The organism is Thermanaerovibrio acidaminovorans DSM 6589 (assembly GCF_000024905.1).
GTDB lineage: Bacteria > Synergistota > Synergistia > Synergistales > Synergistaceae > Thermanaerovibrio > Thermanaerovibrio acidaminovorans.
Window position 1 is genome coordinate 369,012 of the sequence record NC_013522.1, and the last position, 15,835, is coordinate 384,846.

The 15,835-nt window shown below is 64.9% G+C and carries 15 protein-coding genes; 5 read left to right on the forward strand and 10 right to left on the reverse strand.

From position 1 onward, the window contains the following. Position 1: 1 nt before the first annotated feature. The 3 genes from rsxE to rnfB are packed head-to-tail and all read left to right on the forward strand — an operon-like array spanning position 2 to position 2,115. The gene (gene rsxE / locus TACI_RS01720) at positions 2–721 is read left to right on the forward strand and encodes an electron transport complex subunit RsxE (protein ID WP_012869098.1); all 720 of its coding nucleotides are present in this window, start codon (positions 2–4) and stop codon (positions 719–721) included. Beyond that, entirely contained in the window at positions 718–1,293 is a 576-nt protein-coding gene (locus TACI_RS01725) for an electron transport complex protein RnfA (protein ID WP_012869099.1), read from the forward strand. The genes rsxE and TACI_RS01725 overlap by 4 nt, the downstream gene beginning before the upstream one ends. A 12-nt stretch (positions 1,294–1,305) precedes the next feature. Beyond that, positions 1,306–2,115 (forward strand): RnfABCDGE type electron transport complex subunit B, encoded by an 810-nt coding sequence (gene rnfB, locus TACI_RS01730; protein ID WP_012869100.1) that lies wholly within the window; start codon positions 1,306–1,308, stop codon positions 2,113–2,115. Here rnfB and TACI_RS01735 read toward each other — a convergent pair whose 3' ends face one another. Genes TACI_RS01735 through TACI_RS01750 form a run of 4 tightly spaced genes read right to left on the reverse strand, consistent with a single transcriptional unit; the run spans position 2,116 to position 5,405 of the window. Further along, complete coding sequence (locus tag TACI_RS01735; RefSeq protein ID WP_012869101.1) at positions 2,116–2,649, reverse strand: Gx transporter family protein; 534 nt, start codon at positions 2,647–2,649, stop codon at positions 2,116–2,118. Further along, positions 2,624–2,992, reverse strand: a complete 369-nt coding sequence (locus tag TACI_RS01740) for a NusG domain II-containing protein (protein WP_012869102.1) — start codon at positions 2,990–2,992, stop codon at positions 2,624–2,626. The genes TACI_RS01735 and TACI_RS01740 overlap by 26 nt, the downstream gene beginning before the upstream one ends. Next, positions 2,989–4,008 (reverse strand): FAD:protein FMN transferase, encoded by a 1,020-nt coding sequence (locus TACI_RS01745; protein ID WP_012869103.1) that lies wholly within the window; start codon positions 4,006–4,008, stop codon positions 2,989–2,991. Before TACI_RS01745 ends, TACI_RS01740 begins: the two co-directional genes overlap by 4 nt. Positions 4,009–4,049: 41 nt before the next feature. After that, complete coding sequence (locus tag TACI_RS01750; protein WP_164925096.1) at positions 4,050–5,405, reverse strand: FAD-dependent oxidoreductase; 1,356 nt, start codon at positions 5,403–5,405, stop codon at positions 4,050–4,052. Positions 5,406–5,512: 107 nt separating this feature from the next. On the opposite strand from TACI_RS01750, the gene TACI_RS01755 reads away from it, so the two are divergent. Next, complete coding sequence (locus TACI_RS01755) at positions 5,513–6,403, forward strand: hypothetical protein (RefSeq protein ID WP_012869105.1); 891 nt, start codon at positions 5,513–5,515, stop codon at positions 6,401–6,403. Here TACI_RS01755 and TACI_RS01760 read toward each other — a convergent pair. Next, a complete protein-coding gene (locus TACI_RS01760) occupies positions 6,385–7,050 on the reverse strand; it encodes an endonuclease V (protein WP_012869106.1) in 666 nt (221 codons plus the stop codon). The genes TACI_RS01755 and TACI_RS01760 overlap by 19 nt on opposite strands. Before the next feature lie 98 nt (positions 7,051–7,148). Between TACI_RS01760 and TACI_RS01765 the strand changes: the two genes are divergently transcribed. After that, positions 7,149–9,050 carry a hypothetical protein gene (locus TACI_RS01765; protein WP_012869107.1) on the forward strand — a complete coding sequence of 634 codons (1,902 nt, stop codon included), beginning with the start codon at positions 7,149–7,151 and terminating at the stop codon, positions 9,048–9,050. Between the two features lie 14 nt (positions 9,051–9,064). Here TACI_RS01765 and TACI_RS01770 read toward each other — a convergent pair whose 3' ends face one another. The 5 genes from TACI_RS01770 to TACI_RS01790 are packed head-to-tail and all read right to left on the reverse strand — an operon-like array spanning position 9,065 to position 15,823. Then, entirely contained in the window at positions 9,065–10,459 is a 1,395-nt protein-coding gene (locus tag TACI_RS01770) for a diguanylate cyclase (protein ID WP_012869108.1), read from the reverse strand. Between the two features lie 2 nt (positions 10,460–10,461). Continuing rightward, positions 10,462–11,514: a chemotaxis protein CheB gene (locus tag TACI_RS01775; protein WP_012869109.1), complete on the reverse strand. Its 1,053-nt coding sequence runs from the start codon at positions 11,512–11,514 to the stop codon at positions 10,462–10,464. A 13-nt stretch (positions 11,515–11,527) separates the two neighbouring features. Next, positions 11,528–13,615, reverse strand: a complete 2,088-nt coding sequence (locus tag TACI_RS01780) for a hybrid sensor histidine kinase/response regulator (protein ID WP_012869110.1) — start codon at positions 13,613–13,615, stop codon at positions 11,528–11,530. Between the two features lie 9 nt (positions 13,616–13,624). Then, complete coding sequence (locus TACI_RS01785; RefSeq protein ID WP_012869111.1) at positions 13,625–15,304, reverse strand: methyl-accepting chemotaxis protein; 1,680 nt, start codon at positions 15,302–15,304, stop codon at positions 13,625–13,627. Positions 15,305–15,361: 57 nt separating this feature from the next. Further along, positions 15,362–15,823: a chemotaxis protein CheW gene (locus TACI_RS01790; RefSeq protein ID WP_012869112.1), complete on the reverse strand. Its 462-nt coding sequence runs from the start codon at positions 15,821–15,823 to the stop codon at positions 15,362–15,364. Between the last annotated feature and the right edge of the window lie 12 nt (positions 15,824–15,835).

A 15,835-nucleotide genomic window follows, 5' to 3' on the forward strand; every position in this document is an offset into this window, starting at 1 on the left:
CATGGCTAGCTTCATCGAGAGGATAAGGGGAGGGCTGGCGAAGGAGAACCCGGTGTTCGTCCAGGCCATAGGGCTCTGTCCCACCCTGGCGGTCACCACCAGTGCCGTTAATGGCCTGGGGATGGGGGTCGCCGCCACCGCGGTGCTCATGGGTTCCAACGTGGTCATATCGATGCTCCGCAGGTTCATCCCCAACCAGATACGGATCCCCGCATTCATCGTGGTGATAGCTGGGTTCGTCACCATAATCCAGTTTCTGGTGTCCGCCTACGCCCCGGTGCTGGACAAGTCCCTGGGGATCTTCATCCCCCTGATCGTGGTCAACTGCATAATCCTGGCCCGGGCGGAGGCCTTTGCGTTCAAGAACGGGGTGATCCCCTCCCTGTTCGACGGGATCGGAATGGGCCTTGGCTTCACCGTGGCCTTGATGATCCTTGGGTCCATCCGGGAGATCATAGGGGCGGGAACCTTGTTCGGCTTCCACGTGCTCCCCGGCTACGTTCAGCCCGCCTTGGTGATGATCCTTGCCCCCGGTGGGTTCCTCACCATGGGGCTCATCATGGGCTTTCTCAACTATCGCAGGGACCTGGCCAGGCGCCGTCGCCCGGGTGGCACGGACCTGATAGACGCGGACTCCGACGCGGACAGGCTCGAGAAGCAGACCGCCTGCGCCGGATGTCAGATCTGCAGCGTTCTAAGGACGGAGGATGACGGAAGATGAGCCTCATAGCCATATTCCTGGGGGCGGTGTTCGTTCACAACATAATCCTCTCCCAGTTCCTCGGTTGCTGTCCGTTCCTGGGGGTCTCCTCCCGGCTGGAGACCGCCAAGGGCATGGGCATGGCGGTCATATTCGTGGTGTTCATGGCCTCCCTGATAACCTGGCTGCTCTACCACTTCGTGCTGGTCCCCATGGGGCTTCAGTACCTCTACACCCTGTCGTTCATCCTGGTGATAGCCTCCCTGGTCCAGCTGGTGGAGATGGCCCTCAAGAAGCTGAACCCCGCCCTGTACAAGTCCCTGGGGATCTTCCTGCCCCTCATCACCACCAACTGTGCGGTCCTCGGGGTGGCGGTCATAAACATGAACAAGGGCTACGGCCTCATCTCCAGCATGGTGAACGCGGTGGGCGCCTCGGTGGGCTTCCTGCTGGCCCTGATCCTCATGGCGGGGCTCCGGGAGAGGATAGACGCCAGCGATACCATGCCCCGCTGCATGAGGGGGCTCCCCATCGCCCTGGTGACCGCCAGCCTCATGGCGGTGGCCTTCATGGGCTTCGCGGGACTCATATAGGGGGTGGGATCCATGGGCATGGAAGGAACCTTGTTCCCCGCGGCGGTGCTGGGAGGCCTTGGGTTGGCCTTCGGGCTGTTGCTGGCGGTGGCGGCGGAGAAGTTCCGGGTCCAGGTGGACCCCAGGGTGGAGATGGTCCGGGATGCCCTCCCGGGGGCCAACTGCGGCGCCTGCGGCTACCCCGGTTGCGACGGCTACGCGGAGGCAGTGGTATCCGGGGAGGCGAAGCCCAACATGTGCGCCCCCGGGGGCGCTTCGGTGGCCACCGCCGTGGCGGCCATAATGGGCCTCTCCGCCGAGGACGTGGTGAAGCGGGTGGCCTTCGTCAAGTGCAAGGGCTCCCCCGATGTGGCCAAGACCCGATACATATACGATGGGGTCATGGACTGCCGGGAGGCGGTGGTGTTGCCAGGCAGCGGCCCCAAGGCCTGCGTCTTCGGGTGCCTGGGGCTGGGCACCTGCGTGGCGGTGTGCCCCTTCGACGCCATCCACATAGAGAACTCCCTGGCCAGGATCGACGAGAACCGGTGCGTGGGCTGCGGCCTCTGCGTGGCCTCCTGCCCCAAGGGGGTCATCGAGCTGGTGGTCCAGGATAAGCGGGTCCGGGTGGCCTGCAACTCCCACCACAGGGGGTTGGACGTCAAGAACGTCTGCCAGCTGGGATGCATCGGTTGCGGCCTGTGCTCCAAGGTCTGCCCCGAGGGGGCCATAACCATGGAGGACAACCTGCCGGTGATAGACCAGTCCAAGTGCACCCAGTGCGGCAAGTGCGTGGAGAAGTGCCCCACCAAGTCCATCATCCGCCTGGAATCCAGCTACTAGCTAGATCGGACCTCGGCCGGGGCTCTTCGACGCCCCGGCCTTTCTCATGAGCCATCCCGCCATGGTGCCGGTGGCGAAGCCGGTGACCAGCGAGGACCCGGCCATTATCGGGAGGTAGGACAGGAACAGGGAAGGGGAGCTCACCGCCCAGGCCACCACCGCCAGCTGACCCAGGTTGAACCCCATGGCCATGGCCTGTCCCAGGGCCCACAGGGAGAGCCGCTCTGGCCACAGGCGACCCAGCAGGAGGAGCACCACCATGGAGCACCCAACCCCCGCCAGGGAGCACCCGAAGGACAGACCCAGGCCGGAGAAGGTGAGCCCCACGGTTATCACCCGGAGGGTGGAGACCATGACCGCGTCCTTGAAGTCGAAGAGGCCGAAGGCGGCGAGCCCCAGGGCGTTGGCCAGCCCCAGCTTCACCCCCGGAAGGGGGTGGGGGAACATCCCCTCCAGCTGGTTCACGCATATGGCCAGGGCGGTCAGGAGCCCGTTAACCGCCAGCCGCCTACTGGGATAGCCCGTCCAGTTCATCCCCGTCACCCTCGATCCTGACCACCAGCCGATGGGGTAGGCACACCGCCTGGTCCCCCGGGGAGGTGAGCCACCCCCTCTTGACGCACTCCCTGTCCGGGCAGTTCGCGTCGGAGACCCGAACCTTGAGCCCCTGGACCTCCACCAGGTTGAACCCCCCGTCTCGGGACTGGACCCTGATGGTGAGATGGGTGGATGGGTCAAGGCGGATGGTGCGGTTCAAAGTGGGGGAGGATATCCGCACCACCAGGGGGCCCGAAACGGACGGGCTCACCCCCATGACCAGGGGAGAGAGTCCCAGGGCCGCTATGGTGAGCACCACCGCCGCGTCCAGGACCTTCAACGAAGCACCTCCACCCGGAAGGACCGGTCCCTTAGGCTGAAGCGGGGGGCCAGCTGCGGGGTGATCAGGACCCTGCGGTCCTCGGTGACGAAGATGGCCTGGCAGCGGTGCCTCGACAGGATCTCCATCCCCCTCTCTGGGCCCGCCACGAAAAGGGCGGTGCTGAGCCCGTCCGCCAGGGCGGAGGAGCTACACGCCACCGATACAGCCATGAGCCCACTCCGGGCGGGCTCTCCGGTGGAGGGGTCCAGGATGTGGTGGTACCTGACCCCGTCCCTCTCGAAGTACCTCTCGTAGACCCCGGAGGTGACCACTGCGGCCCTCCGTTCCGGCAGCTCCAGCACCCCAAGCACCTCACCCCTGGGACGATCCGGGTGCTGAATCCCTATGCGCCAGACAGCCTTGGGTGGGGGACCAAATACCACCACGTTGCCCCCCAGATCCATCACCGCCCGGCGGATACCCATGGAGGCTAGTAGCTCCACTAGCCGGTCCCCGGCGAATCCCTTGGCTATCCCCCCCAGGTCCAGGCGGCCCGCCGATAGGGAGAACCGGTGATCCCCCAGGTATCGAAGGGTCCGGTAGTCCACCGTCTCCAGGGCCCTTAGGATCTCCTCCCGGGAGGGGACCCTGGCCTCCTCGGTGCCTATCCCCCATAGGCGGCTCAGGGCACCTATGGTGGGGTCGAAGGCCCCGTGGGTCCCCTGGGCCACCTGGATGGAGAGCCGGAGCACCTGCTCCGTCTCCGGGGAGGCCTTAAGGGCCCCGGTGGAGGACAGGATGGACACCTCTGAGGTGGGCACGTGGGCCGACAGGAGCCCCTCCAGGCGCCGTATCTCCTCCTCCATCCGGTCAAGCACCTTGGGGTCATCGGATTGGACCTTGAGGCGCATGAGGGTGTCCATGGCGAAAACCTCCCTCTCTTCCCAGGGGAGGTCTCTTCGAGCTCCTGAAATGGCCAACCCCGCCAGGGCCAACAGGGCCAGAACGGCGGTTAGAAGGTAGGATCTCCTCATGACGGGGGAGATCCTACCACGAAATGGCCCATGTATCCAGGCTAGAGGTGTTTGAGCAAGACTCGGGCCGCCACCTGGACCGGGTCCCACACGGGGGAGAATGGTGGAGCGTAGCTCAGGTCCATGGCCACCAGGTCCTCGGCGGTGAGCCCACCCCTTATGGCGGTGGCGATCACGTCGATCCGCTTGGCGGCCCCCTCGATCCCCACTATCTGGCCCCCTACTATGGCCCCGGAACCCCTGAGGGCCAGGAGCTTCACCGTGATGTCCCCAGATCCCGGGTAGTACCCCGCCCGGGTCTCGTCCGCCGCGGAGGCGGCCACGAAGTCCAGCCCCAGCTCGGCGGCCTCACGCTCCGACAGGCCGGTGCGCCCCACCTCGTACTTGCATATCTTGCACACCGCGGTGCCCAGGACCCCCTGGAACTCCTGATGCCGTCCCGCCAGGTTCATCCCCGCCACCCGGCCCATCTTGTTGGCCGATGTGCCCATGGCCACGTAGAAGGGCCTCTTGGTGAGCATGTGATAGTTCTGGGCGCAGTCCCCCGCGGCCCACACCCCGTCAACCGCTGTCCTCATGGTCAGGTCCACCTGGATGGAGTTCCTCACCCCCAGGGGGATGCGGCTCCTCTCCGCCAGGTCTGAGTTGGGCACCACCCCAAGTCCCAGCACCACCAGGTCCGCCTCGATGAAGCCCCGGTCGGTCCAGACCCCCTTGACCCAGCCGCCGCTGGACTCCACGGAGGACAGGGCCTCCTGGGCCCTTAGCTGGATCCCCACGTCCTCCAGGGCCTTCCCCACCAGCTCCCCCATGTCCGGGTCCAGGGTGCCCATCACGGTCCTGGCCCTCTCAACGACAGTCACCTGGATCCCCCGGTGGCAATTGAGCGCCTCCGCCACCTCGAGGCCTATGTAGCCGCCCCCTATGATCACCGCCCTCCTGGGGCGCCGGTCCTCCACCGCCCTCATGAGCTCTATTCCGCTGTCCAGGGTGTTAACCCCGAAGACCCCGGGGGAGTCTATCCCCTCCACCTGGGGCCTCAAGGGCTTGGCCCCGGTGGCTATGAGGAGCTGGTCGTAATCCTCCTGGTAGGTGCCTCCCCGGTGCTGCACCGTAACCCGTCTGGCCTCCGGATCCACCTGAACCACCTCGGACAGGGTCCTAACCTCTATGCCCGATGAGGCGAACTCCTCCGGGGTCCTGGAGATGAGCCTCCGGGGGTCCTTTATGAGCCCCGCCACCAGGTAGGGGATCCCGCAGGCGGAGTAGGAAGTGTAGCTCCCCCTCTCGAATGCTAGGATCTCCACATCTCGATCCAGGCGCCGGAGCTGGCTCGCGGCGCTCATCCCCGCCGCGTCGGCCCCCACTATGAGAACCCGTCTCTTGGCCAAAACCATCACCCCCTGGTTGCGTCTTTAGCATATTTTAGGGCCAAGGGTGGGTTAGCATAAGGGGTTATCTGTTAAAATGAAGCTCCGATAACGAACATTAGGGGGTGCTTTGGGTGCCCGATTACGCGGTGTTGAGCGGGGTTGTGGACGGCAAGAACGACCGGGGGCAGAGGGTTCAGATCCTCTTCTGCGCCCTGGGGGACTCCAAGAAGCTGGCCTGGGTGAAGACCGCAGGGGTCAGCGATGAGGTTCCGGTGCCCGAGGGCTGGAGGGAGCGGGCGGCGCTGATCGACTCCCTCCAGAGGGACGACCAGTCCCTGGCCTCCTACGGGGCCCTCCAGGTCCGGCTCTTCATCCAGGATAACCAGGCGGTCCAGCGGGCCATCCTGCAGGGGAACGTGAAGCCTCTGGAGTACGACCTGGTGAGGTTCGCCATGGACAGGCTGGCCCTCAAGGCGGTGACGGTGGCCCGGATGGACGAGATCTCCGAGGACGAGGCCCGGTCGGAGTTCGAGGCGGTGGAGAGGCGCTCCCAGGCGGAGGCCCAGGAGGAGGCCCTCTCCGGTGGTGAGGGGGCTCCCTACAAGCCTCAGGTGCCCCACCTGGTGATGCTCACCTGTCAGCCCGTGCTGGATCCGGTGGGGGGCATACCCCTCCAGGCCCTCTCCGAGGGGGACGAGATCCTGGCCGCTCTGCCCCAGGACTCCTTCTTCTTCGACATATTCAAGTCCAAGATCCCGGACTTCGACGGGGTGGTATCCGCCCGGGTCATGTCGGTTAAGAAGACAGAGACGGGGAGCACCCAGGTGGACCTGTTCCTATCCGAGGGGCTTGTGGGGGTCCTCAGGCTGTCGGGCAACGTCAGAGTCAAGCGGTCCGTGGCGGAGGTCCAGGAGAAGGAGCCCATTGGGGCGGCGCCACCCCCATCGCCCATGGTGATGATAGGGGTAGGGGTGGCCTTGGCCCTGGCGGCGGGGGTGGCCTTCTACCTCTTCTTCCGCTGACAGGGTCCCTTGGACAGCAGGTCCGCCAGCCGGGTGGGCTCCGGTAGCCTGTAGCCCCTGAGGGCCCTTAGGGTCACGTCCAGGGCCCCGTCAAGGTCTATCATGTGCCCCGGGGTGACGAATATGGGCCTCGCCCCCCGCCGGCTCCTCAACGCCCAGCCCACCTGGGATCGGTTGAGCCAGATGGGGCCTATGGACAGCGGGTCCGGGCCGGGCTCCTCGAAGGACCCCACCAGCAACGATTTGGATATCCCCAGGGAGGGGACATTTAGTGCCACCCCCAGGTGGCTGGCTATCCCTAGCCCCCGGGGGTGGGCGATGCCGCATCCGTCCACCATCACCAGATCGAAGGGCATCCCCAAGCCCTCCAGGGCCCGTACCATGGAGTCCAGCTCCCTGAAGGAAAGGAAGCCCGGCACGTAGGGCACTCGGCAGGGCCCCTCGAAGAGGGCCTCCGCCGCCGGTGTGAGCTCCGGCCAGGACAGGAGGACCGCCGCCGCCCGGATAGTGCGGTCCCTCTCGGAGCAGTCCACCCCCGCCACCAACCTGGGCTCCCCCGCCAGGGGGCAGAGGCGCACCTCTTGGGCCAACCGGCGCTGAAGCTCCGCCGCCCCCTCGAAGGGGCCAACCGGGCCCTTCCTAACCATGGCTGTTGTCACCACCTTTGTTGGGTTTATAATAACTTGAGTTTAACAGGATTGCTCATATTTGTGCCCCCATGGGGCGCGGTGGAGGGGTAGATCAGTTGTCGGCCAGATGCTCGAGGGCCCTTGGGGCCGCGTTGTTCATGTGCCTAATCCTCTGGTGTTCCCATGGCTGGGCGGGGGAGGTAAGGGTCAGCCTGGGTGATATGGGGTACCCGTCGGGGGTGATGATCCCCGGACCTAGGGGGGAAGTGAGCCTCCTCCTGCCCGTGCCGGGTTCGTCCCCAGGGGGGCGTATCGAGCTGTCCTACGTCTGTCCCCCGGGGGTGAGCGGCGGTGCTCTGGGCATCGCCGTGGATGGGGTGGATGGGGGCACCATCCCCATAGGTCCCGGATCCGGCCGGGCCTCGTTCCGCCTCCCCGGGGCCTCCGCCAAGGGGCGGATCCTGGTGAGGCTCCGGGCATCCCTGGCGGGTCCTGGGGCCCTCTGGGACGATCCCACCGCCGAGAACCTGGGGTTGAAGCTGGGGGCCGATTCCGAGATGGTGCTGGATGGGCCGGTGACGCCCCCCAAGGGGATCTCCCAGTGGATCGGCTCCCTCAGCGGTTCCGTGGCGGTGGTGGTGCCCGACAAGCCCAAGGACGAGGAGCTGTCCGCCGCGTTCGGGGTTCTGGGGATGCTGGTTCGGCGTCTTCCTCACCGCAACGTGTCCCTGATCCGGTCCTCCGAGGAGGTGTCGGCGGTGGACAGCCTCAGGATCCGGATCCAGATGGATCCCGGCAGGGCTGAGGGGGCCCTGGTTGGGGGTGGGGGCCGGTGGATCCTCATAAACGGTTCCTCCAGGGAGTCGCTGGTGATGCTCTGTTCCAGGCTCTTCGACCCCAAGTTCCAGGGGGTCCTCCAGGGGGCGGAGGCCACCAACCTGCAGGGGGGCGGAACCGGAGGGGCGCCCAGCTGGCGCTACGAGCCCATCTCCAGGAGCTGGTCCTCCTCCTGGGGGGTGGAGCGGGGGATTCTGAGCTTCGTGGGTGCCGTGCCCCGCCGGGTCAGGGTGTCCCTCCGGGGGGTTGTGCCCGCCTCGGTGAGGGATCCGGAGGTGGCGCTGGACCTATACATCAACGGTGACCTGGTTGGCTCCGTCAAGCTGGGCTCAGGGGGTTTCTCTAAGGACCTGAGCGTTCCCGAGTGGGTTAGGATATACCCCAGGAATAAGGTGGCCATGGTCTTCAGGGGGGCCGGGGGGCCTCCGAGCGTCGGGGTCGATTCGGTGGCCATAGGGGACCTGCGGGAGTCCCCCTTCGACCTGGCGGACCTGCCCGCCTACCTGGAGGGGGCCTCCCTGTTGGTGGACCGGGACCTGCGGTGGACCGGCGTCAAGGGGGCGGGGTCGATCTTCGCCTGGCTGGCGTCGTACCTGCCGGATGGGTATCCCGCCTTCCCCAGGGTGACCACCTACGAGTCCACCTTCTCCCCCCCAAAGGGGATCATGATCTCGGTGAGCAGCCGGATTCCGGAGACCATGTCGGACCGTCTCCGGGTGCTGGTCTCCGACGGGGGGGTCAAGGTCAAGGCACCCCGGGTGGAGGCGAACCTGTCGGACCGGTCCTTCAGCCTCATGGGGCAGGCCCTGGACGGTGACGGGGGTATGGCGGTGCTGGTAACCTCCGCGGTGGAGGCGCTTCCAAGGGCCGCGGTGGCCCTAATGGACACTCCGCAGCGGGACCTGGCGGGGGACGTGTTCTTCTACTCCGACGGGGGTGGGGTCAAGATCTGGGACCTGGAGGAGCCCCAGAGGCGGAGCCTCCTGGCGGGTCTCTGTGGTTGGCTCAGGAGGCTCGACCCAAAGGTGCGCCTTCCGTTTCAATGGCCCCTGGACGGAAGGCTTACCATCTGCGTACTGGGAGGGGCGGCGGTCCTTCTGGGGGTCTTGGCCCTTTGGCTGACCCGGTCATGGGATACCAGGCGGAGACGCAGAAATAGGATCAGGAAGAGGTACATTTGAGCGGGCAGTGGGTCCTACCTCTGGGCCTCCTTCCCCTGCTTGTGGGCGTACATCTTCCGATCCAGTTCATCTATTATCTCCTCCAGGTCCCTCGTGTCCGTAGGACTCAGCTCCTCGAAGCCAAAGCTCAACCCAACCGGGGTGCCGTATTCCTCTGTGAAGGCCATAGTGGACTGGAACCTCATTACGAAGTTATCGAATAGCTCAAAGCCGGATATTCCCTCGTAGCCGTGGACCATTATGACGAACTCGTCTCCTCCCCATCGGCACATGAGGTCCGCTCCACGGAAGGAGTGCATCATGATCTTGCCCATCAGCTTCAGGATCCGGTCCCCCTCGAAATGGCCATGGGTGTCGTTTATCCTCTTGAGCCCGTCCAGATCCATGTAGGCCATGAAGCACGTCTCCCCGGACTTCCGGGTCTCGGATAGGACCTCCCGGGCCTGGCCGATGAAACCTCGGCGGTTTAGCAGCCCGGTTAATGGGTCGGTGATAGCCTGTAGCTTCAACTGATCCCTCAGGAGGCACAGCTCCGTAACGTCTCTCATGGTGATCACGCGGGCCTCCTGCGATCCCCAGGAGGTGATTCCGATCTTGACGTCCAACACCATGGCATCCCCCGATGGCAGGGTAACGTGTAACTCCGTCTTCTCCTCCTCGTTTGTGGCGAAGGGGATCATTCCACCGGTCCATCCGGCGGATCGGAGGATCATCTCCCCGGCCGGGTTCACGTAGAGGACCTCCCCAGAGGTTGATGCCACTAGGATGCCATCGTCCACCATCGCCATGGTGTTGTAAAGGTTATCCCGTAGGTTCCTGGCGTCCCTCTCCAGCTCCTCCTGGCGGGTCAGCAGATCGTTCAATTGCCTGGCGGACTGGGATGAAGAATCCACCAGGGAGAAGATGAGGTTAACTATCTGCATCTTCTGGGCGGTTATCTTGTGTACCTGGTCCCCCACGTTTATCTCCAGCACCACCTGGGCCTCGTTGCCAGACGGCCTGGTAAGGTAATAGTTTATGAGAGATAGGACCTGCTTGATTATGTTATCCGGCGTTGAGGGCTTGACGATGAAATTGTCTGCCCCGGCCTTTAGGCCGTTGATCACCTCCACAGGGTCCGTTAGGGCGGTGAGCAGGATCACCGGGATGTTATGAGTTCTCTGATCCTCCTTGATCCTCCTGCACAGTTCGAAACCGTCCATCCGGGGCATCATCACATCAGAGATGATGATAGACGGCATCTCATCCGACGATAGAGCCCATCTGAGGGTGTCCTCACCGTTCTTGAACCAGTAGACTTTGAAGCCCTCCGCCTCGAGGAGGGATTTGAGTCCTCTGCCCTGAGTTTGGCTGTCCTCCGCCAGCAGTATGGTGTGATTGTTCGGGTCCAACATGTTAGCCACGCCCATGGTTATTCCCTAACATCTCTTTCAGTTCTAGTTACCAAACTTGCAAGACGGGATCCAAGCTCCGCCGGAGGAGCCAGCAGGGTAACTCCGCCAAGCATGTAAGCCTCACCGGGCATCCCCCAAACCACCGAAGAGGCCTGATCCTGGGCCATGGTGAAAGCTCCGGCCCCTCTGGCTTCCGCCATCTCCAGCGACCCGTCGGTCCCCATGCCGGAGAGGAGCACTGCGGCCCAACGTGGGCCGTACTCCTTGAGCATGGACCTGAACAGGACCGATACGGCGGGCCTCACCCCGTGCTCCGGGGGCTCCTCCGACAGATCCACCGACCCGTTCCTCACCTTCATGTGCAAACCGGATGGGCACAGAAAAACCTTGCCTCCACTGAGGCGTTCCCCCCGGGAAGCTATGGAAATCACATGTCCAGATCCGTCCCCCAACCACCTAGCGTAGCCCTCCTCAAAGCCCTTGAACATGTGTTGTACCAGCAGGATGGGCACCGGACAGGGAGAGGGAATGGACTTGAGAAGCTCAAGGGTGGACTTGGGCCCCCCGGTGGATGCCCCTATGGCCACCGCCTCAATGGGATGTGGCGTCCTCTCAACCATGGAAGGCGGCGGTACCTCAGGTGAAGGTTTAGGTGGGGCCGCGTGTGGGATGCGGTTGATTATCGGGAGGGCCCTCCAGAGGACCTCCTTTGCAAAGGCCTCAGGGGTGGTCCCCGGCCCAGGCTTGGCCATGATGTCATCCGCCCCCATCTCCAGAGCCCGGAACGTGAGCGCCAGCTCCGATGGGGACCATACGGAGGATATGACGATTATGGCCAGCTGCCGAAGGGCCTTTATCCGCTGGCAGGCCTGGATGCCTCCCATGCCGGGCATCTCTATGTCCATGGTCACCAAGTGGAAGTGATCCCCCGATATGCGGATTATCTCCTCCGCCTCCTCCCCGGAGAAGGCCAGGGTCACCGACGAGACCTCCCCCATGGCGGAGAGCCCCCTCTTCAGGTACCTCTGGAAAGTGGGGGAGTCGTCCACCACCAGCACGTTCAAGCCCATGGGTCACCTCCAATCATCCCAGCATGTCTGATACCAGGGAAGTCAGCCTCCCTTGGTCGAAGCTCCCCTTGGGTACGTGGGCGTCCGCACCTGCTTCGATGCCCCGCTGGACGTCCTCCGGGGACTCAAGGGAGGTGACCAGGATGACCGGGATGGACCTCAACGCGGGGGAGCCCTTGATCCGCCGGGTGAGCTCGAACCCGTCCATCCGGGGCATCTCCACGTCGGTTATCACCAGGTGGTGGGGATCCCGGGATATCACCTCCCAGGCCTCCTGGCCGTCCGCCGCGGTGGTGACCTGGTAGCCCAGGGAGGTCATCAGGTTCCTCAGGAGGGCCCTGGATGTGACCGAGTCCTCCACCACCAGGATCCTCTTGGGCCCCTGGTCCGCCTGGGCCCCTTGGCCGGCCGATGAGCCGTGGGGGGAGGAGTCCGCCAGGTCCGACGGGTTGAGCACCGGCACCACACTGCCGTTGCCCAGCAGGACGCCACCTTGAAAGAACCTGACCTTGCCCAGGAACTCACCCAGGGGCTTCAGGATCCCCTCGTGGACCCCCAGGACCTGGTCCACCTGGATGGCCACCGAGGACCCGGAGGAGGAGATCACCACCGCCACGGGCCTTGATCCCTTGGAGGAGGTGCCGTCCTTGAGGGACAGCAGATCCCCCAGGGGGACCAGGGGGAGGTGGCGATCCTTTACCCTGATCATTCCTGGGTGAGGGGAGCGCTCGATCCTGATGGAGCACTCCACGGATGATGAGGGGAGGGAGAAGAGGTGCCCCCCCGCGGCCACCAGGACCCCCTGGTAGGTCCGCATGGTGACCGGGAACTCCAATGTGAAGCAGGTACCGTGCCCAACTTGGCTCTCAACCCGGATGGATCCCCCCAGGCGCTCCACCGTCTCCTTCACTATGGACATGCCTATGCCCCGGCCGGAGACGTCGGTGACCCTGTCCGCGGTGGAGAACCCGGAGCGGAAGATCAGCTCCGTGGCCTCCTGGTCCGACATGGCCTCCGCCTCCTCGGGGGTTATCAGCCGGTCCTTAAGGGCCCTCTGCTTGAGCCTCCTGGGATCAATGCCCCGGCCGTCGTCCCGGACGGTCAGGATCCCCACGCTGCCGCTGGCGGAGATCTCTATCTCCAGGTTCCCCACCCTTGGCTTGCCGGAGGCCTCCCTATCCTGGGGGGGCTCGATGCCGTGGTCCACCGAGTTCCGGACCAGATGCACCAAGGGCTCCTTGAGAGACTCCATCACGTTCCTGTCCAGCCTCACGTCCCCTCCGCTGACGGAGACCCATAACTCCTTCTGGGTCTTGATCGCCAGGGATGACGCGGCCTCCTTGAGGTACCGAAGAAGCCCGGAAGCGCTGAGCATGCTAAGTTGCCTCACCTTGTCCAGCAGGTTCTTGACCGACCGGTCTATGGATCCCACGTCCTCCAGGAGGCCCTTGGTGAGTTCCCGAAGGTGCCTCAAGTTCCCCGCTTGCCCCTTGGCCGCCTGGTTCAGGTCCTCCGCCTTCCTGGCCGCGTAGAGCACCAGGGGGATCAGGTCCTCCAGGAGCATGGACAACTCCTCCACCTGGGAGAACCGGACCCTCACCGTGTCGGATCCCTGGGGCGCCGGAGGGCTTGGTTGGCGATCCGGCTGGTCCGCCGGGGCCACCGGCTCCCCGGGGGGCGGTGTCTCCCCCTGGGGAGCCCTTGGGGCGGAGGGGGAGGGCACGTCCACTTGCCTTCCCTCCGCCAGGTCCTTAAGGGCCTTCAGCAGGTCTCCCACATTGAGCTCCTCCCCCTGGATGAGCCGAGACAGGGAGTCCAGGGCGGATCCCAGGGTGAGGATGTGGGGGGTCTCCAAGGACAGGCCCCCCCTCTTGGCGGCGGACACCACCGACTCCATGGCCTGGCACAGGGTGCTGACCTTAAGGTAGCCCACCGCCTGGGAGGCCCCCTTCATGTTGTGAAGGGCCCGGTAGGCCTCCTCAAGCCTCTTGGGATCCCGGACCGCCGCCGGGTCCCCAAGGACGTCCCGGACCATTGACACGTACTCCCCCGCCTCCAGGATGAAGTCCTGCCAGAGCTCCTCCATGAAGTCCTGGGTCATGGTGCCACCTCAGATCCTGTAGACTTCCAGCACCTTGGTCAGGTTGTAGCTGGCCGCCTTGAGGTCCAGGGTGGCGGACTCCAGCTCCTTGATGGCCTCCGTGTTGTCCCTGCTGGTGGAGCGGATCTGCTCCATGGCCTGGTTCACCTGATCCACCCCCAGGAAGAGGTCCTGGTTGGCCCTGAGGGTCTGGGTGGACATCTGGGCTATCTCCCCCAGGTGCCGGGCCATCTGGTCCATGGCGGACCTGACCGGCTCCGTGTGCCTGGAGGCCTCGTTGGTGGCCTTCACCCCCTGCTCGGTGGCCATCACCGCCGCGGATGTGGCCCGTTGCACCTCCCCCAGCTTGCGCTTAACCTCCTTGGCCTGGGCCTTGGACTGCTCCGCCATGGACTTTATCTCCGAGGCCACCACTGCGAAGCCCCTGCCCGCCTCCTGAGCCTTGGCGGCCTCCACCGCGGCGTTCACCGCCAGCAGGTTCGATTGCTCCGCCAGGTCCTCCACCGTGTCCGCCACGTCCATGATCTCCCGGGTCTTATCGTTCAGGGTGACTATGGTGTCCGAGAGGAAGCCCATCCTCTCCCGGATGCGCTCGATGGCGTCCAGCAGGGCCGTGGCGGCCTCGTGGGTGGCGATCACCAGCTCCAGACCCCGCTTGGTCAGCTCGCTGGCGTCCTCCATCTTCTTGGCGGTGGTCTTGGCGGTGGCCTTTATCTCCTCCATGGACGTGGAGCTCTCCGCCAGGGACGCGTAGTTCTCCTCCGCACTGGCCGCCAGCTGGGACGCCACCGCCGAGGCGGTCACCGAGAGGGACTCTATGCCCTTCGCCACCGCCCGGGTCTCCAGCACCTGCCCCCTTATCCGGTCCGCAGTGGACCTTATGCTCCTGGCCATGACGCCCATCTCGTCATCCCCCTGGAGCAGCCCCGGATCCAGCTGGACGTCCAACTCCCCCGCCTCAAGCCGGGCCATGGCCTCCGACGCCAGGCCTACGATCCGGGAGATGGAGGAGGTCACCCAGTAGCCGGTCAGCAGGGTCAGCAGGATTATCAGGCCTATCACCAGGAGGGACCTGTGGGCGAACTCGTTGTACATCCGGTCCACCGACTCCAGGGCGGAGGTCTCCTCCTGTCCGAACCGGTCCGCGGTCCTCTCCGACAGGACCCCGAAGGCGTCCGAGACCGCCACCATCCTGGAGATGTGCTGATCCAGCCTGGCCAGCTCCTCCCTGCCCCTCCGGGTGGCCAGCGCCCGGGCCGCCTCCAGGAACGCCCGGTCCAGCTGGGCGTGCCCCTCCCTCCAGACGGAGTAGGACTCCTCTAGCTGGGTCCCCACCTGGGCCAGGTCACCTCCCTTGGCCCCCGCCATCCGGGAGAGCTGGGCCACCTGGCGCCCCACCTGGTCTATGGCGGAGGACTTGTCGGACACCAGCCGCCGGGCCTCATCCTCCCCCATCCTGGAGGTGGAGAGGGTCGCCATGCTGTTGAGGAAATTGACCCTCACCTGGAGCCGCCTGTAGTTGATCTCGTCCGCCAGGACCGACATGCTTGCCAGGTCCTGGGCGTGCCTTATGGAGTAGGATATCCGCTCCTTCAGGAGGAAGACGAAGGCCCCAAGGCCCCCCAGCATCAGCAAAAGGGCCAGGACGAAGACGGTCAAGCGGGATCTTATGCTAGGTCTGAACGACACGGCGCAACCCCCTATTCTTCACGATTATGTTGAGCTGATGATAACACCGGTTTCCGGTCACAAGGCCAGGGCCTCCATCCGGACTATCATCACGTCTCCCGCCATCCCCTCCAGGGGGTGGTCCGGGGGGGTCTCCGTCACGTCCTCCCGGGGGACCCTCATGGTGCCCTCCAGGGAGTCGAAGCCGATCCCGAACTGGCCGTGCCGGTTTAAGGTTACCATGGCTACCCTTAGGGGGCCCGGGGCCTCGATCTTGAGGGGGTAGGACAGGTCCAGGAGGGGCACTATGGACCCCCTCAGGTTGAAGACCCCCGCCACGTGGGGGGGAAGGGTGGGAATGGGGGTGTAACCCTTGAGGCGCACCACCTCGCCCCAGGAGTCGGGCCGGAAGGCCAGCAGGGACGACCCCCTCCTGAACACCATGAGCTCCTCCCAGTCCGACCTCTCATGTGACTCCGCCGCCAGCCTTCGGGCCCTCTCCAGCAGCCTGGCGTTGACTCCGGATCCTTGGGATACCAATGGACATCACCT